This window comes from Lutibacter sp., from assembly GCF_013139515.1.
GTDB lineage: Bacteria > Bacteroidota > Bacteroidia > Flavobacteriales > Flavobacteriaceae > Lutibacter.
In genome coordinates this window covers 1-24,263 of the sequence record NZ_WTAR01000114.1, presented here as the reverse complement: position 1 = coordinate 24,263, position 24,263 = coordinate 1, and the positions used below count along the sequence as shown (strand labels likewise).

Sequence of the window (24,263 nt, the reverse complement as noted above, 5' to 3'; positions counted from 1 at the left end):
CTTTTTCCTCAAAAGTAAGCAAATTATTTTATTGCTCTATGTATAAAATTTCTGTTGTAAGTTTAGAAAATTGGCGAAACATTTCCATGACACCGCAGTAACGATCAACTGAAAGGTTTACCGATTTTTCAATTTTATCTTTTTTAAAATCGCTTCCATAAAAACGGTACGTTACATGAACTTTATCGTAATATTTTGGGTGTTCATCAGTTAAATTAGCTTCAACTTCAATTTTAAAATCATCAACCTCAGCACGCATTTTTTTCAAAAGTGAAGCAACATCCATTGCTGTACAACCAGCCATAGCTGTTAACATCATTGCTTTTGGACGTAACCCTTTCCCTTGGCCTCCAACTTCTTCAGCTGCATCAATCATAACACTTCCTTCAGGCGCTACAGATTCAAAAAGCATTTGCCCTTTCCAATTAACTTCTATTTTATTTGTCATAATAGTTTTAATTTTAAAAGTGCAAATTTAAAAGAATTATACTGCATATTGGTAACATTCTTTACAATTTAACTACTAAACCACAGTTAAAAATGAGTGCAGGAGGTCACATAGTGGATATGATGAACAGAATAAGGAAAAATGCAGCCTTAAAAGTTTCTCGTAGAAATAAATTTAAAGGAAATAATAGAAAAATAAATTTTTCAAAGAAAGAACAACCAAAACCTGAATATGATTTTCCTGAAATCTCTATATCAAAATTAAAACTAATTAAAACTAAAATTAAAGAAGAGGCTAGAAAAGAGTATCGTAAACAACATATATATTGGTTATTTTTTGCAATTGGCGTTTTTGTAATCTTTATGATTTTTAATTATTATTAATATTCTCATCATATAATTTGTACCTTTATGAGTATCTTATTAGTTTATTGTATGCTATGTTAAAATTAATTAGTTGCTATGAAGCTTAAATATAAAATATACCCAAAAAAGAAGCTGTTAGTTGAAATTATTTCAGGTACTTTTAATTTCACGGAGTTAAAAACTTTATTTGAAAAACTTAGTGCAGACGAACAATTCATGCAATTTGATAAGGTGCTAACCAACGTGGCGCAAGCTAAATTTAAGATTTCTATTTTTGAAGTTAATGAATACATTAAATTTGTTAAAAACATGACAAAAGAGAGGGAGGTAAAGTGGGGTATTATTACTTCTAAACCAAAAGCCACTGCTTTATCAATGTTAATTACCTTTGACCCTTTTTTTAGAAAAAACACAAAGGTTTTTAGCACACTAGAAGCTTCTATAAAATTTTTAAATATTGATTTTGAAAAAGAAAATTTCCTAGAAAACGATTATATAATTATTGATTTTTAATAATTATATAATCGTACATCATATAATTCCCTTACTTTTTAAATGAAAACTTCAAAAGAAACCATTGAAAAATGGAAAAAAGAAATTATTAAAACCGAGCAAAGTTTTGCTGAAATGGTTAAAAAAGAAGGTGTTAAAAGTGCTTTTCTAACTTTTTCTGATGAAAAAGCAGTATTAATGCGAAACAACTCATTAATAAAAGGCCAAAAAGAGATGTGCATTTATTTTGAAAATCAATCAGAAAAAAATACACTTATTAAGCTTGTTTGGGAAACCAGCTTTGTTGAAGTTTCAAATTCTGGAGATTTAGGCTACACTTATGGAAAATACAACTACTCATATCTAAATCCTGAAGGGAATACAGTTAAAACCAATGGTGTTTTTCATACTGTTTGGAAAAAACAAGCTGATGATACATGGAAATTTGTTTGGGATTAATACTTGAATATGCTCAATTCTAAATACTATTAATATTACTCTTAATGTTAAAACAATTATGTATTTTTACGCTGTAAAAATATTTATCATTTTTTAATGTCTCAAAAAAGATTTACCACTTTATTTTCTTTATTCTTTTCAATTTTTTTAATTCAAAACAATTGGGCGCAAATTCCTCCAATTGTTACAGCTACTGGAAATCAATTATACTGTCCGTTAAGTCAACAAAATATTGTTACAAACTTTGATATTATTCCAGGTGATGCAGAAATAAATCAACTATTTATACAAATTTCAGAAAACTACATACAAGGTGAAGATACACTAACGTTACTTGGAAGTCATCCAACTATTTCAACTTCTTGGGATGCGCTTGAAGGAAAATTAAATTTATCCGCTTTAACTCCATCAGCAACTGCATATTTAGATTTAATTGCCGCTGTAAAAGATGTTGTTTTTGAAAGTAGTACTTCCTTAATTTCAGGTGAGAAATTATTTTCAATTACTATAGATGAGGCTAATTATTTACCATCTAACGGACATTTTTATGAATTTGTGCCTGATAAAGGAATCTCTTGGACAGCTGCAAAAACTGCTGCTGAAAGTAAATTTCATTATGGATTACAAGGTTATTTAGCAACTGTAACTTCAATTGAAGAGGCTCAAATAACAGGTGAACAATCTTCAAATTTTGGATGGATTGGTGGTAGTGATTCTGAAATTGAAAATACATGGAAATGGATGACAGGCCCAGAAGCTGGATTAACTTTTTGGTTTGGTACGGCTGGGGGAACTACAATTGGTGCCGATATACCTTTTGCCTTTTGGAATTCAGGCGAACCCAATAATTTAGGAAATGAAAATTATGCACATATTACAGCTCCTGGCGTGGGCCTGCCCGGTTCTTGGAATGATTTAGCTGAATCAGGTGATCCAGATTCTGACAGCGATTATCACCCTCAAGGTTATATTGTTGAATATGGTGGAATGCCAGGCGATCCTATATTAAATATTTCAGCGAGCACAAAAATTAGTGTTCCTAAAATTAGTTCAATTACAGAAGAATCAAATTGTGGTATAGGCACAGTTTCATTATCAGCCACAGCAACTTTAGGTGCTACAATTTTATGGTTTGACTCGTTAACTGGAGGAAACATAGGGTCTGGCCCTAATTTTACAACACCTTCCATAAGTTCAACTACTACTTTTTATGTTTTAGCTTCTTCAACTGTTTTATGTGAAGAAGGTATTAGAACACCTGTAATTGCAACAATATATAACATCCCAACAATAACTTCTGTAATTGAAACTCAAATTTGTGGTTCAGGAACTGGGACTATTTCAGCTACTTCTTCCGCAGGAATTGTGAATTGGTACGACAATCTAGGTAACTTTATTATTTCAGGAAACAACTATTCTCCAACAGTTACCAACACTACAACCTTTTATGTTGATGCTACTGAAAATGGATGTACAACTACAAGTAGAACTCCTGTTACTTTAACGGTTCAACATACAGCTTCACCTTCTGGAGTGAATATTCAAACGTTTTGCGATATTGAAAATAAATCAATAGCTGATTTATCAGTTGTAGGAAGTGCTGTTTTATGGTATGATACCCCTTCCGCAGGAAACCTTTTAAATATTTCTGAAATACTAACTAACACTACTTACTACGCTTCGCAAACTGTAAATGGATGTGAAAGCCCAACTAGATTAGCTGTTAGTGTTACTATTTTTGATACAGTTGTACCTCTTCAGCCAATAGATATTCCTATAATGAATGTGTGTGATAACTTATTAGATGGAGATGATACAAATGGTATTGTAAACGTAGATTTAACTTCAAACGCTTCCGTTTTATTAAATGGAAAATCAGCTTCCAATTTCACCTTAACATATTTTACAGATGCTGCTTATTTAAGTCCAATAAACCCAACTTCATTTTCTAATAGTGTTTCTGGTGGACAAACTATTTATGTTCGTATAACTAATAATCTTGACGCTTCTTGTTTTACTGATATTTCTTTCCAATTAAAAGTAAATCCTTTACCTGTTTTATTAAATACTGAAGTTATTTTGGAACAATGTGACGATGATTTAAGTAATGATGGATTTAGCATTTTTAATTTAAATGAAGCCAATGAATTAATTTCTACAAATCACCTAAATGAAACCTTTGAGTTTTATACTGATAATGTACATACACAATTAATTAACAACCCAATAGCTTACAAAAACCCAATAGTTCTTAATAGTGAAGTTTTTGTAAAAGTTATCACCAAAAATAGTTGTGAACGTTTTGCTAAAATAGTTTTAAAAGTAGGCGCTACACAAATACCTTCTGATTTTTTGTTAGAATATTATGCTTGTGAAGATAATCCTTCAAATAACCAAGATGGGAAAACTTTATTCGATTTTAGCGATGCAGAACAACAATTAATTGATAGTAAACCAATATTTTCATCACAATTAGTTAGAATTTCATTTTATGCAAATTTAAATGATGCCCTTTCTGAAATTAATGCAATAGTAAACATTTCTAATTATGAAAATACAACTGCTTGGGAACAACAAATTTATGTTAGAATTGATAGTGATGATGTAAACGCATGTTTAGGATTAAGCCATGTAATTACATTGCATGTTGAAGCGTTACCAATTGCCAATAATGTTACTATTGATAGACAATGTGATGATGATTTTGATGGACTATTCTCTTTTGATACTTCAACTATTGAAAACACTGTTTTAAATACTCAAACAAATGCAACAGTTAGTTATTTTGATGAAAATGGAACTACTTTATCAAGTCCATTGCCAAATCCTTTTTTAACCAAAAGCCAAATTATTACAATTAGAGTTACAAATAATAATACCAATGTTTCTACCGGAGCTTGTTTTGATGAAACTACATTGGAATTTATTGTAGATAAAAAGCCAATAGCATATTCTATTCCAAATATAATAGAATGCGACGATGATTTTGATGGACTATTCTCTTTTGATACTTCAACTATTGAAACTACTATTTTAAACGGACAACCAGGAATGTTAGTTTCTTATTTTGATGAAAATAACACCCCATTATCAAGCCCGCTTCCAAACCCATTTTTTACTGATACAAAAACAATTACCGTTAAAGTAGAAAATGAATTAAATACTAATTGTATTGCTGTAACAACGGTTAACTTTATTGTTAATCCTAAACCTCAATTTGAGTTAGATGAAACTGCAGTTTATTGTTTAAACCTACCTCCAATTACTGTTGAAACTTACAATGCTTCTGGCAATTACACATATCAATGGGAAAATAATAGTGGACTTATTATTAGCACTAATTTTTATGCTGAAATTTCAAGCCCTGGTGAATATACTGTAATTGCAACCTCACTTGGAGGCTGTAAATCTCTTCCTAAAACCATACTTATTGAACCTTCAATTATTGCTACAATTACTGAAAATGATATTACAATAGTTGATGATTCTGAAAATAATTCTATTACAATTGCAACCGGTAATTTAGGAATTGGAGATTACGAATTTGCTATCAAAAAGTCCGATGAATTTAGTTCTTCTTTTCAAGATGAACCTTATTTTGAACAACTAACACCTGGGGTTTACACTGTTTTTATAAGAGATAAAAATAATTGTGGAATTGCACAAATTGATGTTTCAATTATTGGATTCCCAAAATTTTTTACTCCAAATAATGATGGCGCAAATGATACTTGGAAAGTATTAGGTGTAAATGAAAATTTTTATGCTACTTCAAATATTTTTGTTTTTGATAGGTTTGGAAAACTAGTTACCAAAATAGACCCAACAAGTAATGGTTGGGATGGTTTTTTTAATGGCGTGAGATTACCTTCAACAGATTATTGGTTCTCTGTTGAGTTAATAGATATTAACGGAACTATTAGAACTAGAAAAGGACACTTTAGTTTAATTAGACGTTAATTAAAATAATTCCTGAAGTACTTTAGCAACTCCATCATTTTTATTAGTATCGGTAATTTTATGTGCAATTTGAAGTACTTCATCTTTTGCATTTGCAACTGCAACTCCTAAACCAACAGCTTTTAACATTTTAATATCGTTATAATTATCACCAAAAGCGACTACGTTTTTTATTGAAATTTCAGGATAACAATTTTTTAATAATACTTCAATAGCTGTTTTTTTTGAAATTGAATGATGTGAAATTTCAATGTATGTTGGCTTAGAACGATACAACATAATTTCATTTGAAAAGTTTTTTTCTAATAGTGTATATAACGCATCTATTTCAGTTTCATCGCCCATACACATAATTTTATGCGCACCTTTCTTTTCTAGTTTCCATTGAGATAAAACAGCTTTATTTGATTTTATAACTGGAGTAACTTTGGTGTTATTAGCTTCTCTTTTTGCCCAAAAATCCATTGATGGCACATACCATTCATCTGCATAATACAAGCTTAAATGAATTGAAGTTGTTGAACATTGATTTATAATTACTTCTAAAACTGTATTGCAAATTACTGTTGAATGTAAAATAGTGTCATTATCTAAAATCAACCCGCCATTATATGCAATTATTGGAGTGGTTTCATTTTTAAATTGCTGTTGTAAATGCCTCATAGCTTTTGGCATTCTAGAAGAAATAAGCACAAACGGAATTGGAGAAATTCGCTGTACTTCACTAATTGTAGCTTCAGATAGTTTTCTGTCTTTATTTAAAAGTGTTCCATCAATATCTGTACAAATTAATTTATAAGCCATCATTTCATTTTTTCAGATGTAAAAATAAGCAATCAAATGTTAGCATCCCTATTGAGTTTTAAACACTATTTTTTGATATTTTTTTACAAAACCAATTATTAAAACAATTCACTTACCTTTGCCGCCATGAAATTTACAGACTTAGGAATTAACGACCAAATCTTGAAAGCTTTAGAAGATGAAGGTTACACACATCCAACACCTATTCAAGCAGAAGCAATTCCTATTTTATTAGATAGAAAAGATTTACTAGGATGCGCACAAACAGGAACTGGTAAAACTGCTGCGTTTACAATTCCAATATTACAACATCTTTACAATAGTAAAAATGACCATAAAGGACAACGAAAAGTTAGAGCGCTAATTGTGACCCCAACACGTGAATTAGCCATACAAATTGCACAAAACATAACTGATTACGGAAAATATACAGGTATTACCAATGTGGTTATTTTTGGTGGTGTAAAACAGCGATCACAAACTGATGAATTAAGAAGAGGGACAGATATTTTAGTAGCAACTCCCGGGCGTTTGTTAGATTTAATTTCGCAAGGGTTTATCTCTTTAAAGTATATAAAATACTTTGTATTAGATGAAGCTGATCAAATGTTGGATATGGGTTTTATTCATGATATTAAAAAAATAATTGCCAAATTACCAGAAAAAAGACAATCACTTTTCTTCTCAGCTACAATGCCTTCTTCAATTATAGATTTATCGAGTAAAATTCTTGGTAACTATCAAAAAGTAACCATAAAACCAAAACAGGCAACTGCTGAAAAAGTAAAACAAGCTATTTATTTTGTTAGTAAACCTAATAAATCTAAATTGCTAATTCATCTTATAAATGAAAACCCAAACGCTTCAGTACTTGTGTTTTCAAGAACAAAACATGGAGCAGATAAAATTGTTAAGATTTTAGGAAAATCGCAGATAAAATCTGCCGCAATTCATGGAAACAAATCACAAGGTGCCAGACAACGTGCTTTAGGTAATTTTAAAGATGGGAAACTAAACGTATTAATTGCTACAGATATTGCTGCACGTGGTATTGATGTTGAAGATTTATCTTTAGTTGTAAATTATGATTTACCAAATATTCCTGAAACCTATGTGCATAGAATTGGACGAACTGGAAGAGCTAAAGCGAGTGGTATTGCTTTGTCTTTTTGTAATATTGAAGAAAAAGCATATTTAAAAGATATTCAGAAATTAATTAACCAGCAAATTCCTGTAATAAGTGAACATCCATTTGTTGATGATGAAATTGAATCAGCTCCAATTCCAAAAGGTCCTTCAAAAAATCAAAAGAAAAAGATAAAACATCATTCGGCACAAAAACCTAGAGGTGGTGAAACTAAAAACCCAAACCAATCTAGAAGAAATGCGTCAAAAAAGCGTCGCCGTTATTAACATAAGTTTACTTTAAACAACAAAACCCATAATAAGATACAAAACTGTACTTATCAATCCACCAATTAAAGCATAAGGTAATTGCGTTTTAACATGGTCAATATGGTCACTTGCTGATGCCATTGAAGAAATAATTGACGTATCGGAAATTGGTGAACAATGATCTCCAAAAACACCACCACCTAATGTTGCTGCAATTACCAAATGTATATTTGCGCCATGAATTTCAGCCATAGGTAAAGAAATGGCTAACATAATTGCAAAAGTTCCCCAAGAAGTTCCTGTAGAAAATGCAATAAATGAGCTAATTAAAAAAACAATAGCAGGTAATAATTCAGGCGAAAGCCATTCTTTAGAAACAGTTGCAATATATTCTCCTGTTCCTAATTGATTACAAGCATCTCCAATGGCAAAAGCTAGTAACATTAATAACGCTAAAGGCATTAATTCACTAATTCCTTTTAATGTTAAATCTACCATTTCCTTGGTTTTCATAATTCCTTGTATACGATATAAAATCATGGCTACAAAAAGTGCTGCTACAACTGCATATAATACTGATGAAGATCCTGATCCTTTTCCTATGGCCTGTGAAAAATGATGTCTGAAAGAACTATAATTTTCAACTTTATCCCAACCTGTGTACGCTAAATTAATAGGCATCATTACCACCATAGTTACTAAAGGAATAACCATATTATAGGCTTTTGCTTTAATTCCTTCTTTAGGCGGATATGATGTTACTATTTCTGAAATCATTGGTTTAGAACCTTCATTCATAAGCTTACCAGTTTCTTTGGTTCGCTTTTCAGCTTTTGCCATAGGTCCAATATCTTTTTTAAAAATAATAACAGCCGCTAAAATTAATAAAGCTACAATTGGGTAAAAATTATATTTAATGGAGATTATTAGTGTAGCAAAGGGGGTTTCTATGCCTTGAGTTATTAATAAACCCATAATAAATGCTCCCCAAGCGTTAAAAGGAATTAAAATTGAAGTTGGTGCTGAACTAGAATCGGCTATATATGCTAGTTTTTCTCTTGGGATTTTTAATTTATCAAAAATTGGACGGTATAAAGTACCTACTGTTAGTGAACTAATACTTGTTTCTACAAATAAAACAACACCCGTAACCATTGCTAATAATTGTACAATTACCCTACTATAACCTGTTTTCTTTTGTTCAAAATAAGTTATTAAAATGTTTAATTTATTTACAAAGCCTTCAACACCTCTTGAATATTGAATAAATAATAATAAAGCACCAACTAAAGCGCTAAACATAATTGTTCTTGTATTTCCTTCAGATTTAAACACATTCACCATTCCTTCTAAAGCGGCTAATGTTCCTGTAAGAAAGTTCCAGTCGTTCATTATAAACCATGAAAACCAGATTCCAAAAAATAATGCGATATAAACTTGTTTGGTTCTTAATGCAAAAATAATAGCGATAACTGGTGGAAGAATTGATAAAAATCCATAATCATTCATAAAGAGGAGTGTAAATATGTAGTAAAAATTAAATGTGCAGCCTAATTCCAACTAATTTTAGGATTACTTTTAATATTGAATTATAGTAAATAATTTACAGTTGAAAATTTGGCTTTTTATTTGTTTCGAACATAAATTAATTTAAAACGACCCGTTGTTTTATCTTTTTGTTCAATTTCAAACTGTTTTAAAGATTTAAACAGTTGTGTTAGTTTTTGAAATCCAAAATTACGTGCATCAAAATTGGGTTGTTTCTTTAAAAGAAATGAACCTACATCGCCCATAAAAGCCCAACCATCATCATCAGCAGCATCAGAAACAGAATTTTTTAATAACTGAATTACTTTTGGAGTAATTTTATCTAGTTTCACATTTTTATGTGTTCTAATTCCATCTTTGTTATCATCTTCCGTTTCCAAAATTTCTAGATAAATAAATTTATCACAAGCAACAATAAATGGATTTGGGGTTTTCTTTTCGCCAATTCCGTACACAACAAGTCCTTCTTCTCTTAAACGTGTTGCTAATTTTGTAAAATCACTATCTGATGAAACCAAGCAAAAACCATTGACTTTTTCAGAATATAAAATATCCATAGCGTCAATAATCATAGCTGAATCTGTAGCATTTTTCCCTGTTGTATAGCCATATTGTTGTATTGGAGTAATGGCATTTTCAAGTAAAATGGTTTTCCATTTTCCTAATTGTGGTTTGGTCCAATCACCATAAATACGTTTTATAGTGGGCGTACCATATTTAGTAATTTCTTCCATCATTTCTTTAATGTATTTTGAAGGAATGTTATCACCATCAATAAGTACTGCTAATTTTATATCTTTTATCATATTGCTAAAGGTAATGAAAATTTAGTTTTAATTTCTCTAGTATCTAATTACTAACAATCCGCATAAAAATAATTCATAAAAAAGTATCTTTGAATGAAAATTACAATTGAACTCACACAAATTTAGAGATGGATAAATTAATAAAAAATCATTTAAAAGGTAAAAAAGTATTACTGCTTTTTCTACTCACTAATTTTGTTTATGGGTTTATGTTACTAGTAACTATTCCTAAAGTAATGAGTTTTTCTAATGGAATAAAGCTACTAGATATGATGCCCATTGGCTATAATACTGAGTATGTAAACACTCTTTTTAATACACTTGGTGAAAAAGGGAGGTTTTTATATTTATACAGGCAAATTCCAATAGATATGGTTTATCCTTTTTTATTCGGAGTCAGTTATTTTTTAATCCTTGCCTATTTTCTAAATAAATTAAACAAGTTAAAATCACCATTTTATTACTTGTGTTTTCTGCCAATTATTGCTGGTATATTTGATTATTTTGAAAATATAGGAATCATTTTTATGCTTTCTAATTACCCTAGCTATTCTCAAAACTTAATAATGAGTACCAACCTATTTACCATTATTAAAAGCATCACTACTTCAATTTATTTTATGATATTAATTGTAGTACTTATATTAGTTGGAATTAAAAACTTTAAATTGAAAACAGAATTTAAATCATTCTAAATAGCTTATTTTTGCAAAATAATATGATTTCAAAAAACACAGATAAAGAACAACCAAACAATCCACTTCACGGTGTTAAATTAGCAGAAATTATTCAGTATTTAGTTGTAACATATGGCTGGGAAGAACTTGGAATTCGTATTAAAATAAACTGTTTTAATAACAATCCAACCATTAAATCTAGCCTTAAGTTTTTAAGAAAAACACCATGGGCAAGAACTAAAGTTGAAAACTTATACCTAAAAAGTATTGAAAAATAAAGTTTAGTTTATCTATCTTCTTCACTAAAAAAGTACTTATAAATATCCGTATCTTTGCAGAAATCTTGTTTTAAAAAACACACATGCAATTTAAAGACTTAAAGTTAAATAAATCTATTTTAAAAGCCCTTTTAGAGCTAAATTATGAGGTTCCAACACCTGTTCAACAGCAAACCATTCCGTTGGTTTTGGCAAAAAAAGATGTAATTACTACAGCCCAAACAGGAACTGGAAAAACAGCTGCTTTTGCACTACCAATTTTACAAATGTTGTTTAACAAACAAGATTCTGGTAAAAAAGGAAAAAAAATAAGAGCTTTAATAGTCAGTCCAACAAGAGAATTGGCTCTACAAATTCAGGAAAATTTTAATGCTTATAGTAAATTTTCTAATTTAAAAACTACTGTTATTTATGGTGGAACTTCTATTGATCCTCAAAAAGATATATTACGCAAAGGTGTTGATATTTTAGTTGCTACACCTGGTAGGTTGCTAGATTTACACAAACAAGATTGCTTAAATTTCGATTATGTAGAAACCTTAGTGTTAGATGAAGCCGACTTAATGTTGGATATGGGATTTATTGATGATGTTCGAAAAATTGAACGTTTATGTCCAAAGGAAAAACAGCTATTGTTATTTTCTGCAACTATGCCAGAAAAAGTTGTTCAACTAGCAAATACCATTTTAAAAGACCCTGAAACGGTAAACGCAACACCATCATCCTCAGCCGCACAAAATGTAAATCAGCTGTTATTTTATGTTGATAAACAGCATAAAATGGAATTATGTTTGCATTTATTAAGAAACAACATTGAAGGAAATATTTTAATTTTTAGACGTACCAAAATGGGTATTGCTAAATTAGAAAAAATGCTAAAAGGCAACGATTTTAAGGTTGAAAGTATTCACGGTGATAAAACTCAAAACGACAGAGAAGATGCCTTAGAAAAGTTTAAAGAAGGAAAAGCCACTGTATTAATTGCTACAGATGTTGCAGCACGTGGTATTGATATTGATAACTTAGATGCCGTTATAAATTTTGATATTCCAAATATTTCAGAAACCTATATTCATAGAATTGGAAGAACTGGTAGAGCTGGTAATTCTGGTGCCGCATTCTCATTTTGCTCAGCTGATGAAAAACCATATATTGCTGGAATTCAACAGTTATTAAATACAACAATACCTGTTATGGATGAGCATCCATACGTTTTAGACCCAAAGGCTAAAAGAGAAGTGCATAGAACTCCTGGGAAAAGTAAGCACAGACCAAATAGAAAATCTGAAGCTTCAAAAAAGAATAAAAAGCGTTGGTATTAATTCAACTAATTCTGGTTTCTTTTTAATTAATACATAATTACGGATTTGATTTCTTTTAATTTTTCAACTTTATAATAACGTATTTTACCTTTAAATATATAACTTACAATAGCCTCATCTTCTTGAATTTCAAAAGGGATGTTTTTTAAAATATTTGGAGGTGTATTACCATACTCTTTCTCTGCATTTTTATGTAAAACATAATCATTTTTAGTATTTGGATATATAAAGGTTCCTATAAAAACAATAGGTTCAGTATTTTTATTAGACTTTAATTTTGTTTTCATATTTCTAAAAAAAACAGTATCTAATTGAATCTCTGGATTGTCAATTATGATAGAAATATTAATTCCTTTAACACCTGGTTGTCCACCAACCCATGTATTATACGTTGCTTTTGTAACTTTAAACGGGTGATTTTCTTTTGAAATATCTTTTGTAGCACTACAAAACGTACATGTTAAAAGAATTATAACCGAACTAAAAATAACTGTAAATTTACTCATAACTATACTATTTAATCAATCATATACAAAGTGTGTACCAAACTATAAAAAAAGAGCTTATCTGTACAGATAAGCTCTTTTAATGTTTTGTTTTTATTCAATACCTCAACCTTTTAAGGAATTTGGTTTTGTTTAGTTATTCAAAGCCTCAGCACCACCAACAATTTCTAAAATTTCGCTTGTAATAGCTGCCTGACGGGCTTTATTATAAGTTAATAGTAAATCGTCACGTAATTCAGTTGCGTTATCTGTAGCCTTATGCATTGCGGTCATACGAGCACCATGTTCAGCTGCAAATGAATCTCTAATAGCTTTATACAATTGTGTTTTTAACGACTTTGGTATTAATTCTAAAACAATTTCAGCTTTTGAAGGTTCAAAAAGATAATCAACATTTGTAGTTGTGTCACTTTCTATTGGTGCAATTGGTAAAAACTGCTCAATAGTTTCAATTTGTGTTGCTGCATTTTTAAATTGGTTGTACACCAATTCAACTTTATCATAAGCTCCTTCAGCAAATAAATTCATTATTTTTTCAGCAACTTCAGCAACATTATCAAATGTTAAATCATCAAAAATTTCATTATGGTTTTCAATTACGTTGTTACTTTTTGCAAGAATATCGTTTCCTTTTTTACCAATAGTTAACAAATCAACTTGTTTACCTGTGTAATTTTCTTCAATATTTTTGATGGTTGCCTTAACTACACTTGAATTAAAACCACCACACAAACCTCTATTTGAAGTAATTACTACTACTAATACTTTTGAAACTTCTTTTTGCTCAGAATAAATTCCACCAACTTCACCTTCTAAAGTTGCACTTAAACTTTGTAAAAGTTCTGTTAACTTATTAGCATACGGACGCATTTGAGTAATTGCATCTTGCGCTTTTTTCAACTTTGCAGCCGATACCATTTTCATGGCACTGGTAATTTGCATTGTTGAACCAATGGATGTAATTCTGTTACGTATTTCTTTTAAGTTTGCCATTTTAAATTTGGTATCTAGTTTTGAGTATTTAGTATTGAATGATTCAATACTAAATACTCAAAACTAATTTATGCGTATTTTGCTGAAACTTCCTTTGCTGCACTTGTTAAAGTGTCAATAACATCATCAGTTAATTTACCCGCTTTTAAAGTATCTAAAGTATCTCTATGTTTTGCATTTAAATACTGAATGTAATCACTTTCAAATTCTTTAACCTTTTCTACAGGAACATCTCTTAATAAATTTTTAGAACCTGCATAAATAATTGCAACTTGATCTTCAACTTTAAACGGATCGGCTTGATTTTGCTTTAAAATCTCCACATTACGTTTTCCTTTTTCAATTACATTCATAGTTGCTGCATCTAAATCTGAACCAAACTTTGCGAAAGCTTCTAACTCACGGTATTGTGCTTGATCTAATTTTAAAGTACCTGCTACTTTTTTCATTGATTTTATTTGTGCGTTTCCTCCTACACGTGATACCGAAATACCTACGTTAATTGCAGGACGTACACCTGAGTTAAATAAATCAGACTCTAAGAATATTTGTCCATCAGTAATAGAAATTACGTTTGTTGGAATATAAGCTGATACATCTCCTGCTTGCGTTTCAATAATTGGTAAAGCTGTTAATGAACCTCCACCTTTTATCTTTCCTTTTAAAGAATCTGGTACGTCATTCATTTGAGCAGCAATGGTATCATCATTAATTACTTTTGAAGAACGTTCTAATAAACGAGAGTGTAAATAAAATACATCTCCTGGATATGCTTCACGTCCCGGTGGGCGACGTAATAACAATGAAATTTCACGGTACGCAACTGCTTGTTTAGATAAATCATCATAAACAATTAATGCAGGGCGACCTGTATCTCTAAAATATTCACCAATTGCAGCACCTCCCATTGGAGCGTATACCTGCATTGATGCAGGATCGGAAGCATTAGCAGCAACTATTGTTGTATATGCCATTGCTCCTTTTTCTTCTAATAAATTTGCAATTCCAGCAACTGTAGATGCTTTTTGTCCAATTGCAACATATATACAATATACTGGTTCACCAGCATCGTAAAATTCTTTTTGATTGATAATAGTATCAATAGCAACTGTAGATTTTCCTGTTTGACGGTCACCAATAATAAGTTCACGCTGACCTCTACCAATAGGAATCATTGCATCAACAGCTTTTACACCTGTTTGTAATGGTTCAGTTACTGGCTGACGAAAAAGTACACCAGGCGCTTTACGCTCTAAAGGCATTTCAAAAGTTTCCCCTTGAATTGCTCCTTTACCATCAATTGGTAAACCTAATGCATTTACAACACGTCCAACAATTCCTTCACCTACTTTTAGTGAAGCAATTCTTTCAGTACGTTTTACTGTTGAACCTTCAGTAATTAATTTAGAATGCCCTAATAAAACAACACCTACGTTGTCTTCTTCTAGGTTTAATACAATTCCTTCTAATCCACCTTCAAACTCAACTAATTCACCGTATTGAACATTAGATAAGCCATAGACACGTGCTATACCGTCACCTATTTGTAGTACTGTTCCAACTTCGTTTAATGAAGCTGACGCTTCAAATCCGGCTAATTGTTGTTTTAAAATCGCTGATACTTCAGCTGGTTTTATTGATGCCATTTTATATAATTTTTAAAACTAAAATCTTTTTTATGTTATTCAATTTAGCTTTCGCTTTCAAATTGTCTTTTTAATCCTTGTAATTTATTTGCAATACTTGCATCGTATTGAACATCTCCAATACGTAATATAAATCCGCCAATAATATCAGGGTTTATATTGTTTTCAATTGTTGCTTCTTTTCCTGTAATTTCTTTTACTTTACTTAAAACTTGTTTGTTTAAAGCTTCGGTTAATGGAACTGCAGTGGTTACTTGTGCAACTTCTATTCCTTTTAGTGTATCAAAAAGAATAGTATATTTTTTTGCTACTTCATTTAAAATTGACAATCTTTTATTATCAATTAACAAATCTAGTAAACCTGTACTTAAACTTGTTATTTTTGAAGAAAACACTTTTTTTATAGCTGTCTTTTTTAATTCAGATTTAATAATTGGGCTACTTAGCAACAATTGTAAATCTTCACTTTCTTCAATTGTATTTGCAATTAACAACATATCATCATTCACTTGAACTTCTTTGTTTTGTTCAAGTGCAAAACTTAGTATTGCTTTTGCATATCTTATTGCTGCTCTAGATCCGCTCATTTGAATTTAATTAGCTAATAGTTACTTCTTTTAATAAATCTTCAACAAGTTTTGTTTGCTTGTTTTTATCAGATAATTCACCTCTAACAACTTTTTCAGCGATATTAATAGATAATTCAGCTACCTGATTTTTTAAATCTGCAATTGCAGCTTGTTTTTCAGATTGAATTGTTGCTTGAGCTTGTTCTACAACTTTATTTGCTTGTACTTGAGCTTCATCTTTAGCTTCGGTAATAATTGCATCTTTCATTTCGCGCGCCTCTTTTAAAAGTATATCACGCTCAGCACGTGCTTCTTTTAAAATTCTAGCGTTATCTGCATTTAAATTTTGCATTTCTTTACGCGCATTCTCAGCTTCATCTAATGCACTTTTAATACCTTCTTCCCTTTCACTTACCGAATTTAAAATTGGTCCCCAAGCAAATTTTTTCAATAAAAGTACCAATCCAACAAATAAAATTAATTGCCAGAAAAATAACCCTAATGAAAACTGTTCTATTAACTTATCCATGTTTATTTGGTGTTATATATAATTTAATTTCTAATTTAAAAACAGTAGCTACAACCAACCGTTGTAGCTACTTGTTGTTAGTTTTGTTATGCAGCAAATAATGCAGCAAATCCAATACCTTCAATTAACGCTGCTGCAATTAGCATCGCTGTTTGAATTTTTCCTGAAGCTTCTGGTTGACGTGCAATAGCGTCCATTGCTGAACCACCAATTCTACCGATACCTAAACCAGCACCAATAACGATTAAACCTGCTCCTACAATTTCTGGAATATTCATAATATATATAATTAATTAATTAAACATTCAATTTTAATGATCATCGTGTTCTTCAACAGCCATACCAAAATATAGTGCTGATAACATGGTGAAAATATATGCTTGTAGCGCTGCTACTAATAACTCTAAAAGAGCCAATGCAAAAGCCAACCCGAAAGATAGTGGGCTACCAATCCAGCTTTTGAAAATAAACATTAATCCAATAATACTCATTAATACAATATGACCTGCTGTAATGTTTGCATACAAACGAATCATTAATGAAAAAGGTTTTATAATAGTTCCTAACAATTCAATTGGCGCTAAAATAAATTTCATTGGTACTGGTACACCTGGCATCCAAAAAATGTGTTTCCAGTAATTTTTATTTGCGGTAAATGTTGTTAAAATGTATGTAATTAAAGCTAATGCTAGTGTTACTGCAATATTGTTGGTTACGTTTACACCTAATGGTGTTAAACCTAATAAGTTTATAATCCACACAAAGAAAAATACCGTTAGTAAATAACTCATGTATTTCTTATAGTGTTTTTTACCAATGTTAGGAATTGCAATATCGTCTCTTATATACAATACTATTGGTTCTAGTAAACGTCCCATTCCTTTTGGCATTAATCCATTTTTTTTATAAGACTTAGCCATTCTACTAAACATAAAGAACATTAATAACCCAACTAAGAAAATAACAGTTACGTTTTTAGTTATTGAAAAATCTAAAGGTTTTGCATTTGTTGGATGATGATGGTCATCTAAATTGATGGTTCCTTCAGCGTTTGTTTTGTATATTTTATTGTGAAATACTTTGTAATAATTACCGCTAACATTAGCAACAGTTTCTCCGTGGTGAAATTTAGAGGAAGAAAATACTTTTAAACCGCCATCAAATAAAATTACTGGTAAAGGTGCACTCCAATAAATATGTTCCCCAGTATCATTTGTATATGAAAACAAACTAAAATCGTAAGAATCTAATAAGTGATGATTAATGTACTCTTTAATCTCAGTTCTTAGGCTTCCTTTTTCCGAATCACTACTTTCTACATGAACAGTTTCCTTTTCAGGTGTGTCATGTTGTGCTTTTACCGATATTGTTACAGTTAAAAATAGTAACGTAAGTATTTTTACTAAGGTAATTCTATGCATATCACTTTATTAATGCTGTTTTCTAAAAATATTTTGCAAATGTACGTTTTTATATTAGAATCCAAAAAATAATTCCTTTGAATTTGAACGGTTGTTTATTGCTAATTGTTAAGGGGTTACAATTTATTATTTAACATTTTTATAAGATAAAAAGTTTCAATTATTAAACACAAAAGATATGGCGCTAAAAATGAGGTAGCTTCTAAGGCTGTGACATCTCCGTCTTGTTTAAAAATTGGACGAAATAAAACAAAATAAACTCCAAATTTTAAAAAACTTCCAGCCATAAAAATAAACCCTAATAAATCTAGGTATTTTACTCTTAGCTTATATAATGTTATAAAAATTATAATGGCTAAAATTCCATTAATACTATATGACATTATTAGTTGATTTTCAAATAAAGGGAAATCTAAAAAGTGTAAAATTGCTAAATGGAATGCAAAAACTACACTTAAAGAAAGTATTAGTTTTACACAAAACACAACGATGTTTTTACTCATATTTATCGTTTATTTTTTTTAATTGAGCTAAAACACTCCAAATTGAAACAACCATAGCTACTAAAGTTCCAATAATTGTAAATGTTTTATTTGAAGTTTGAAAATGTGCATCTAACCACTTTCCAAAATAAGCACCTAAATAAATAGTAATACCCATTTGAAATGCAACGCCTGTTAATTGTATATAACGGTTAAGCTGTTTTTTCTTTGGAGGTTTGTTCATTTTTTAATTCCTTAACTGAACCTTTCATAGAACAAGTTGCGTTAAAATCTGCACCAGGTTCAACTGATAATTTACTAATAATTACATCACCAGTAATAACTGCTGAAGCCTTTAACGTAAGTAAACTATTTACAATTAATTCACCTGAAAATTTACCTTCGATATCTGCATTATTGCATTCTACTTTTCCGCTAATAATTCCTGATTTACCAACAATTACTCTACCTGAAGTTTTAATAGTTCCATCAATTTTTCCATCAATTCTAAAATCGCCATCAGAAACAATATCACCTGTTATTGAGGTGTTTTTTCCAATGGTATTTCTTTCTGACACTTGTGGTTTCGTTTCTTTTTTTTCTGAAAACATGTTGCTATGTGTTTTTGGGATTTATTTTATTTTTTCTTTAATCGTATTAATTACTTCTAACGCTTTTTTTCCTTCTTCAGTATTTGGGTAATTCATAGCAACAAAATCTAATGCTTCTTTAAAAGCAATAATACCATCTTTTTTTCCTATAGCATAGGCTTTTAGCAATTCAAATTTAGGTATAATTTTTCCTCCTTCATATTTATGAATAGCATTGATAGATTTTTCTATAACACTTTCAAATTGCTCATCTTTATATTCATAAAAAACAAGTGCGTACTCATCTTCAGGAGTTGTTTCATTTTCATTAGTTACAACTTCGTTAGCGTTTAAAATAATTTTAGCATATTTTGAATTTGGATACTCATTTACTATGTCGTTTTTAAACCCTTCAGCTTTACTGTTATCTTGGTTTGTGTAAATTTTATACAAATGATATTTTGAAGGTAATGTAATAGTTGGTATTGGCTTAAATGTTAGTAATTTTTCTAGCCTGGTTGTTGCCAGTTCCAATTCTTTAAACTGTTCTTTATAAATAACTCCTAATTTAAAATAGGCTGAATTTCGTTCAGCAATAATACTATCAATTTTTACTGGGCTTGTTGGTATTTGATCTGTATAATACCATACTTCGTATCTTTTTACGCTTCCAACTTCTACTACTTGAAGATTTTCTACAGCAATTTCATTTTTAATATTTATAATTGTTTCATCTGCTAATCTCCAATTATTTTCTAAACTTCTATCTCCCCAAAGTGCTTTAAATTCTTCTTTTCCAAAAAGTACCGTTTGAATATTATAAAAATACCATTTACCAGTATTGTCTAGTTTTACTAGTTTTTTACTTGCTTGTTTTGCACGCTCAAGTTCTGCGCTTATTTTTGCTTTTTTTTCTTTATCTTTTGCTTTTAGCGCCACAATAAAATCAGAGAAATAAGTTTCTCTTTCATTTTCGGTCATAGCTACTAAATTTAAAATACTATCGTTTCTTTTAGAGATGTTTTCATATAAAATTACATCACTTAATTTATCTCTTTTTCTTTTTACAATTCTCACACGTTTTGTGTTATGCGCTTGTGTTATTTGTAAAATACTGTCGTAATAGGCTCCTGCTTTTAAAAAAGATGTATTGTCAAAATAAGAATTCCCAAGAGCTTCATACGTAAGTTCTTTTTGAAAATTATCTTTTGCACTATGATGTATTGATTGCTTAAAGTAAGAAATTGCTTTTTCGGAATCGTCTTCTTTTGTAAGCATTCCTAAATGATAATTTAACTGATCTAAATAAGGTCTGTTATCTCTATTTTTTACTAATTTTTTTAATGTTTCAATAGTGCTTAAAGCTTCTTCTTTATTTGAAACATTTTTTACTTTTTCAATATGTGCGTGAATCTTATACTTATAAGGAGCCTTTTTGAAATCAATTATTTTTTGAAATGCAAAGTTTGAAGAGTCTTTTAATTTTAATTCTCTATAAATTTGCCCTAAAACAAATAAATTTCGTGCAGTTTGTTCGTTGTTGTTAGTTGTTAAAATAGCTTTGTTTAAATGGTTAGTTACTTGCTGTAAACTATCCGTTTTAATATAAGCCATTGCTATTGCAGTATGCGCATTTTCTTTTATTTCGCTACTTAATTCTTTGTTTTTTAATAAATAGTGAAGATTTTCTATTGCTTGCTCTTCATTTTGTAAACGAACCAATGTTTTGGCTTGCCAAATTTTGGTTTCGTTAATTAAATCGGCTCTTGGGTAATTTAAAAGTACAAAGTTAAATGCTTCTAAAGCCGGTACAAATCTACTTGAGTAATAACGTGATTTTCCCAATAACAAATACGCATTGTCTATTTGACTGTTACGCTCTTGCCTAGCAATTAACATGGAATGTTTTTGAACTGCTTTTACGGCTTTTTCTTCTGCTCTTTCAAACTCTTTAGGCGTGTTGTCTAAATTGTTTTGCATGTCAGGAAAAACCTGTTCTTCAACTTTTAAAGGTTCAATAGGTAAACGCGCCCAAAAATTATCTTCATAACTTGAGTTTAAATTTATTAAACCCATTCGTAAAGCTTCATTTCCATTGTAAAGTACATTGTACTTTGTGGTCATTACATGGAAATTTCTATTTAAAAATGCATCTTTTTTAGTGGAGCAACCCACAGCAAAAAGAACTACTAAAAAGCTTACAATTATTTTAATGTTGTTTTTCAAAAGAAACCGTTTTTTTACTACCCTTCTAACTAATTAAAGCTTACAATTATTGTAAGAGGGTTGTAAAAATACAAAAATCTACTTACTAATTTGAATTACACTGAAAAATACGCCTCTAACTCTTTTAATGTTGCTTCTGAAGTTTTTAAATCTTTAACAACTGAACCCTTATCTAAAACAACAATACGCTCACAAACTTCGGTTATGTGACCTAAATCATGGCTTGAAATTAATACTGTTGAGTTACTATCTTTTGTTAAATCACTTAATAATTTTTTTAATCTAATTTGTGTGGTTGGGTCTAAATTAGCGAAAGGCTCATCTAAAATAATTACTTCTGGGTTTCCAATTAAAGCGGCTACAATTCCTGCTTTTTTCTGATTTCCTTTTGATAGATCTCTTAAATACTTCTTTTTACCTATAATTTCATCATTAAAAATTTCTGAAAACTGTTCTAAAAAAGTATCAATATCAGCTTTATTCATTCCTCGAAGTTCTCCTATAAAGTAAAAATATTCTTCAGCTGTTAAATAGCCTATTAAAAAACTTTCATCTATAAAAGAAGCTGTAAACGGTTTCCAATCTTCACTAGTGTTCACTTGAATTTCGTTATTAAAAATAGTTCCGGTTGTAGGAGCTATTAAATCTAACAGTAAGTTAAAATATGTAGTTTTACCCGCTCCGTTATTTCCTACCAAACCAAATGCTTGTCCTTTTGGAATTTCTAAAGATTCTATATTTAAAACGGTTACATTTCCGTATTTTTTTGAAAGGTTAGTTGTCTTAATCATTTTGTTTCTTTTAATTATTTTTTTCGCCAAATGCAGCAATGGTTTTATATTTTCCTGTTTGATAAATTTTTTCGATTTTGTTTAAGAAAAAGTTTTGAAATACAATTCCTAAAACGCCACTTAGTCCTAAAGATATTATGCCTGCTTCGTAATTAATTAATTTGTATGGTATATAAAATAGAAGCATTGGTAATACCATTTTTGGTAAAGCTATTAACAATTGTGTAGGGTTAAATCCGTTTGTATTTCCAAAAGCTTTTGCCTTTACATTTAATTCTATTGGCACTCTATTAAGAGCACCACCAAATAGTGTGATAAACGAATTTAATCCAATGTTAAATGACGCAGCGGCAGCTATTAATCCGTATATTTTCCATCCAAAATAGATATACGGAGTACTTAAAACAAAGGACAAGGACACTCCAAATACCATTAAATACCATTTTGATTTTAAATATTCTTTATACTGAATGTTTTGACTCATTAACATTTTATAATATTCACTATCCCAAGACGGTACTAACTGCCCAAAGGTTAATAAAAACCCACCAGTAACAAATATGGATGCAAATGCCATCATTGCTGGCATATCTTTATAGGCGTCTTGTGTATAAAAAATTAATCCATAAAACAAAAATAAGAACGACATAAGTACAACTTGTTTAGGTCTTGCATTTCTATAAATTAGTTTTACATCATTTTTTAAAAATGTTGCAGTGCTTCCAAATCTATTCATCCAAGATAAATCTGTAGCATTCACTTCTTTTATTTCTTTAGAAATAGCACCATCTACATAAAAACTTTTTTTAATAAAGCTGAAATTTAAATAATACATTCCTACCAAAACCAAGAAAGGAATTATTGTAAAAATAGGATTGTTATAAAGTGCATTAAATGCAATTCCAAAAAAATGTGAAGTTTTAAAAATATTAAAAAACTCCAATCCAACAAACACCACTAATACTGAAAGAATACTATAAAAACCTATGTTACTTTTATTAATAAGGAAGTTTAAAAAATTAGTTGAAAAAGCAATAAATATCACCGAAAAAAACCAACTTAAAACATTTAATACAGGGTAATCATGTACTAAAAGAACAATGCTAAAGGGTAAAAAAATGAATATTGGAATAAAATTAAAAAATGATATGGTTGTTTTTCCAAGTAAATAATTAATCACCTTGCTTTTTTTAATAGGAATAAGCATTAGAGGTTTAATATTCATTACTGGTAGTTGTTGCATAAAATAACGAATAACCAAATCTGTCAGAATCCAAAAAATAAGGTAGTTATTAACTACTACAATAGGATCTAATTCTGGCATTATTTTTTTAAGAATAAAAAATAACCCTGTTCCTAAAAGCAGTGCCATTCCTCCAAAATAAATTACGGCTATAAAAAGCAATATTTTAATGGTTAATCCCTTTTGAAAATAAGATGAACGGGTAAACTGTTTCCATTCAAAATTTATAAAATGTTTAATCATTTGGTTAATTTTTGAGACTTTACGGTTAATAAGTATGTTTTAAACATAAATTGTTACACTAATTTGTATTCAGGATATTGTTTTTCTAAAATTTCTTCAATTTGTGAAGGTAAAATAAATGTTGTTATATAAATTAATAAAATAAATATTGTTAAAATAAATGAGGCAATTAAGATAAGAGTATTTGAAGTTGTTTCGGGTGAAAAATTTGCCATTTGTAAAAATAAATTTAAAAAAGCTACTGCTCCTCCTAAATTAAAAACAAATTCTTCTAGCAACCACTTTTTATTGGTTTCTTTAAAACGTTTCTTTTTTTCTTTATTCAAAAAATACAGTTTGAAACCCAAAATAATTACACCTCCAATACTAATTGATATAAATAGTGTTTTTGAGGAAATAAATTGAAAACCAACTAGTAATATTAAAAAAATTGAAATTGAAATAATAATGTGTGGTACATTAAAAAACTG

General features: G+C 29.8%; 26 protein-coding genes. 8 read left to right on the top strand and 18 right to left on the bottom strand.

Annotated elements, in window-relative coordinates:
* Positions 1 to 28 precede the first annotated feature (28 nt).
* A complete protein-coding gene (locus tag GQ540_RS10185) occupies positions 29 to 448 on the bottom strand; it encodes an OsmC family protein (RefSeq protein WP_291800662.1) in 420 nt (139 codons plus the stop codon).
* A 92-nt stretch (positions 449 to 540) separates the two neighbouring features.
* Here GQ540_RS10185 and GQ540_RS10180 point away from each other — a divergent pair, with 92 nt between their 5' ends.
* The 4 genes from GQ540_RS10180 to GQ540_RS10165 all read left to right on the top strand — a co-directional run bounded on the left by GQ540_RS10180 (position 541) and on the right by GQ540_RS10165 (position 5,724).
* Positions 541 to 831: a hypothetical protein gene (locus GQ540_RS10180; RefSeq protein WP_291800660.1), complete on the top strand. Its 291-nt coding sequence runs from the start codon at positions 541 to 543 to the stop codon at positions 829 to 831.
* A 78-nt stretch (positions 832 to 909) separates the two neighbouring features.
* Positions 910 to 1,326 carry a hypothetical protein gene (locus tag GQ540_RS10175; protein ID WP_291800658.1) on the top strand — a complete coding sequence of 139 codons (417 nt, stop codon included), beginning with the start codon at positions 910 to 912 and terminating at the stop codon, positions 1,324 to 1,326.
* A 42-nt stretch (positions 1,327 to 1,368) separates the two neighbouring features.
* Positions 1,369 to 1,764 carry a nuclear transport factor 2 family protein gene (locus tag GQ540_RS10170; protein ID WP_291800656.1) on the top strand — a complete coding sequence of 132 codons (396 nt, stop codon included), beginning with the start codon at positions 1,369 to 1,371 and terminating at the stop codon, positions 1,762 to 1,764.
* 96 nt (positions 1,765 to 1,860) lie between these two features.
* Positions 1,861 to 5,724: a T9SS type B sorting domain-containing protein gene (locus GQ540_RS10165; RefSeq protein ID WP_291800654.1), complete on the top strand. Its 3,864-nt coding sequence runs from the start codon at positions 1,861 to 1,863 to the stop codon at positions 5,722 to 5,724.
* Here GQ540_RS10165 and GQ540_RS10160 read toward each other — a convergent pair whose 3' ends face one another.
* Positions 5,725 to 6,531, bottom strand: coding sequence for an HAD family hydrolase (locus tag GQ540_RS10160; protein WP_367206035.1), 807 nt, complete (start codon positions 6,529 to 6,531; stop codon positions 5,725 to 5,727). It abuts the gene before it with no gap.
* Positions 6,532 to 6,654: 123 nt separating this feature from the next.
* On the opposite strand from GQ540_RS10160, the gene GQ540_RS10155 reads away from it, so the two are divergent.
* Positions 6,655 to 7,941, top strand: a complete 1,287-nt coding sequence (locus GQ540_RS10155; protein ID WP_291800652.1) for a DEAD/DEAH box helicase — start codon at positions 6,655 to 6,657, stop codon at positions 7,939 to 7,941.
* Positions 7,942 to 7,953: 12 nt separating this feature from the next.
* On the opposite strand, the gene GQ540_RS10150 is transcribed toward GQ540_RS10155, so the two are convergent.
* Both GQ540_RS10150 and GQ540_RS10145 read right to left on the bottom strand, forming a co-directional pair.
* Positions 7,954 to 9,432: a Na+/H+ antiporter NhaC family protein gene (locus GQ540_RS10150; protein WP_291800650.1), complete on the bottom strand. Its 1,479-nt coding sequence runs from the start codon at positions 9,430 to 9,432 to the stop codon at positions 7,954 to 7,956.
* A 116-nt stretch (positions 9,433 to 9,548) separates the two neighbouring features.
* The gene (locus GQ540_RS10145) at positions 9,549 to 10,277 is read right to left on the bottom strand and encodes an NYN domain-containing protein (RefSeq protein WP_291800648.1); all 729 of its coding nucleotides are present in this window, start codon (positions 10,275 to 10,277) and stop codon (positions 9,549 to 9,551) included.
* Between the two features lie 128 nt (positions 10,278 to 10,405).
* Between GQ540_RS10145 and GQ540_RS10140 the strand changes: the two genes are divergently transcribed.
* From GQ540_RS10140 to GQ540_RS10130, 3 genes are all read left to right on the top strand, one after another.
* The gene (locus GQ540_RS10140; protein ID WP_291800646.1) at positions 10,406 to 10,972 is read left to right on the top strand and encodes a hypothetical protein; all 567 of its coding nucleotides are present in this window, start codon (positions 10,406 to 10,408) and stop codon (positions 10,970 to 10,972) included.
* A 23-nt stretch (positions 10,973 to 10,995) separates the two neighbouring features.
* Complete coding sequence (locus GQ540_RS10135) at positions 10,996 to 11,232, top strand: VF530 family protein (RefSeq protein WP_291800726.1); 237 nt, start codon at positions 10,996 to 10,998, stop codon at positions 11,230 to 11,232.
* 83 nt (positions 11,233 to 11,315) lie between these two features.
* Complete coding sequence (locus GQ540_RS10130) at positions 11,316 to 12,554, top strand: DEAD/DEAH box helicase (RefSeq protein WP_291800644.1); 1,239 nt, start codon at positions 11,316 to 11,318, stop codon at positions 12,552 to 12,554.
* A gap of 26 nt (positions 12,555 to 12,580) precedes the next feature.
* Here GQ540_RS10130 and GQ540_RS10125 read toward each other — a convergent pair whose 3' ends face one another.
* The 14 genes from GQ540_RS10125 to GQ540_RS10060 form a co-directional block, all read right to left on the bottom strand.
* Positions 12,581 to 13,060 carry a hypothetical protein gene (locus GQ540_RS10125; protein ID WP_291800642.1) on the bottom strand — a complete coding sequence of 160 codons (480 nt, stop codon included), beginning with the start codon at positions 13,058 to 13,060 and terminating at the stop codon, positions 12,581 to 12,583.
* A 132-nt stretch (positions 13,061 to 13,192) separates the two neighbouring features.
* Entirely contained in the window at positions 13,193 to 14,053 is an 861-nt protein-coding gene (atpG, locus tag GQ540_RS10120) for an ATP synthase F1 subunit gamma (protein WP_291800640.1), read from the bottom strand.
* A 68-nt stretch (positions 14,054 to 14,121) separates the two neighbouring features.
* Positions 14,122 to 15,699 carry a F0F1 ATP synthase subunit alpha gene (gene atpA / locus GQ540_RS10115; RefSeq protein ID WP_291800638.1) on the bottom strand — a complete coding sequence of 526 codons (1,578 nt, stop codon included), beginning with the start codon at positions 15,697 to 15,699 and terminating at the stop codon, positions 14,122 to 14,124.
* Between the two features lie 44 nt (positions 15,700 to 15,743).
* Entirely contained in the window at positions 15,744 to 16,286 is a 543-nt protein-coding gene (gene atpH / locus GQ540_RS10110; RefSeq protein ID WP_291800636.1) for an ATP synthase F1 subunit delta, read from the bottom strand.
* A 10-nt stretch (positions 16,287 to 16,296) separates the two neighbouring features.
* Entirely contained in the window at positions 16,297 to 16,797 is a 501-nt protein-coding gene (locus tag GQ540_RS10105) for a F0F1 ATP synthase subunit B (protein ID WP_291800634.1), read from the bottom strand.
* 86 nt (positions 16,798 to 16,883) lie between these two features.
* Entirely contained in the window at positions 16,884 to 17,075 is a 192-nt protein-coding gene (gene atpE / locus GQ540_RS10100) for an ATP synthase F0 subunit C (protein ID WP_291800632.1), read from the bottom strand.
* 33 nt (positions 17,076 to 17,108) lie between these two features.
* Entirely contained in the window at positions 17,109 to 18,218 is a 1,110-nt protein-coding gene (atpB, locus tag GQ540_RS10095) for a F0F1 ATP synthase subunit A (protein ID WP_291800630.1), read from the bottom strand.
* Positions 18,219 to 18,334: 116 nt separating this feature from the next.
* Complete coding sequence (locus GQ540_RS10090) at positions 18,335 to 18,721, bottom strand: hypothetical protein (protein WP_291800628.1); 387 nt, start codon at positions 18,719 to 18,721, stop codon at positions 18,335 to 18,337.
* A complete protein-coding gene (locus GQ540_RS10085; RefSeq protein WP_291800626.1) occupies positions 18,714 to 18,944 on the bottom strand; it encodes an AtpZ/AtpI family protein in 231 nt (76 codons plus the stop codon). Before GQ540_RS10085 ends, GQ540_RS10090 begins: the two co-directional genes overlap by 8 nt.
* A complete protein-coding gene (locus tag GQ540_RS10080; protein ID WP_291800624.1) occupies positions 18,913 to 19,311 on the bottom strand; it encodes a polymer-forming cytoskeletal protein in 399 nt (132 codons plus the stop codon). The genes GQ540_RS10085 and GQ540_RS10080 overlap by 32 nt, the downstream gene beginning before the upstream one ends.
* Before the next feature lie 21 nt (positions 19,312 to 19,332).
* Positions 19,333 to 21,516 (bottom strand): hypothetical protein, encoded by a 2,184-nt coding sequence (locus GQ540_RS10075; RefSeq protein ID WP_291800622.1) that lies wholly within the window; start codon positions 21,514 to 21,516, stop codon positions 19,333 to 19,335.
* A 95-nt stretch (positions 21,517 to 21,611) separates the two neighbouring features.
* Positions 21,612 to 22,307 (bottom strand): ABC transporter ATP-binding protein, encoded by a 696-nt coding sequence (locus tag GQ540_RS10070; protein WP_291800620.1) that lies wholly within the window; start codon positions 22,305 to 22,307, stop codon positions 21,612 to 21,614.
* Positions 22,308 to 22,317: 10 nt separating this feature from the next.
* Positions 22,318 to 23,793: a DUF5687 family protein gene (locus GQ540_RS10065; protein WP_291800618.1), complete on the bottom strand. Its 1,476-nt coding sequence runs from the start codon at positions 23,791 to 23,793 to the stop codon at positions 22,318 to 22,320.
* Between the two features lie 53 nt (positions 23,794 to 23,846).
* A partial coding sequence (locus tag GQ540_RS10060) for a hypothetical protein (protein ID WP_291800616.1) occupies positions 23,847 to 24,263 on the bottom strand: 417 nt, incomplete at its 5' end.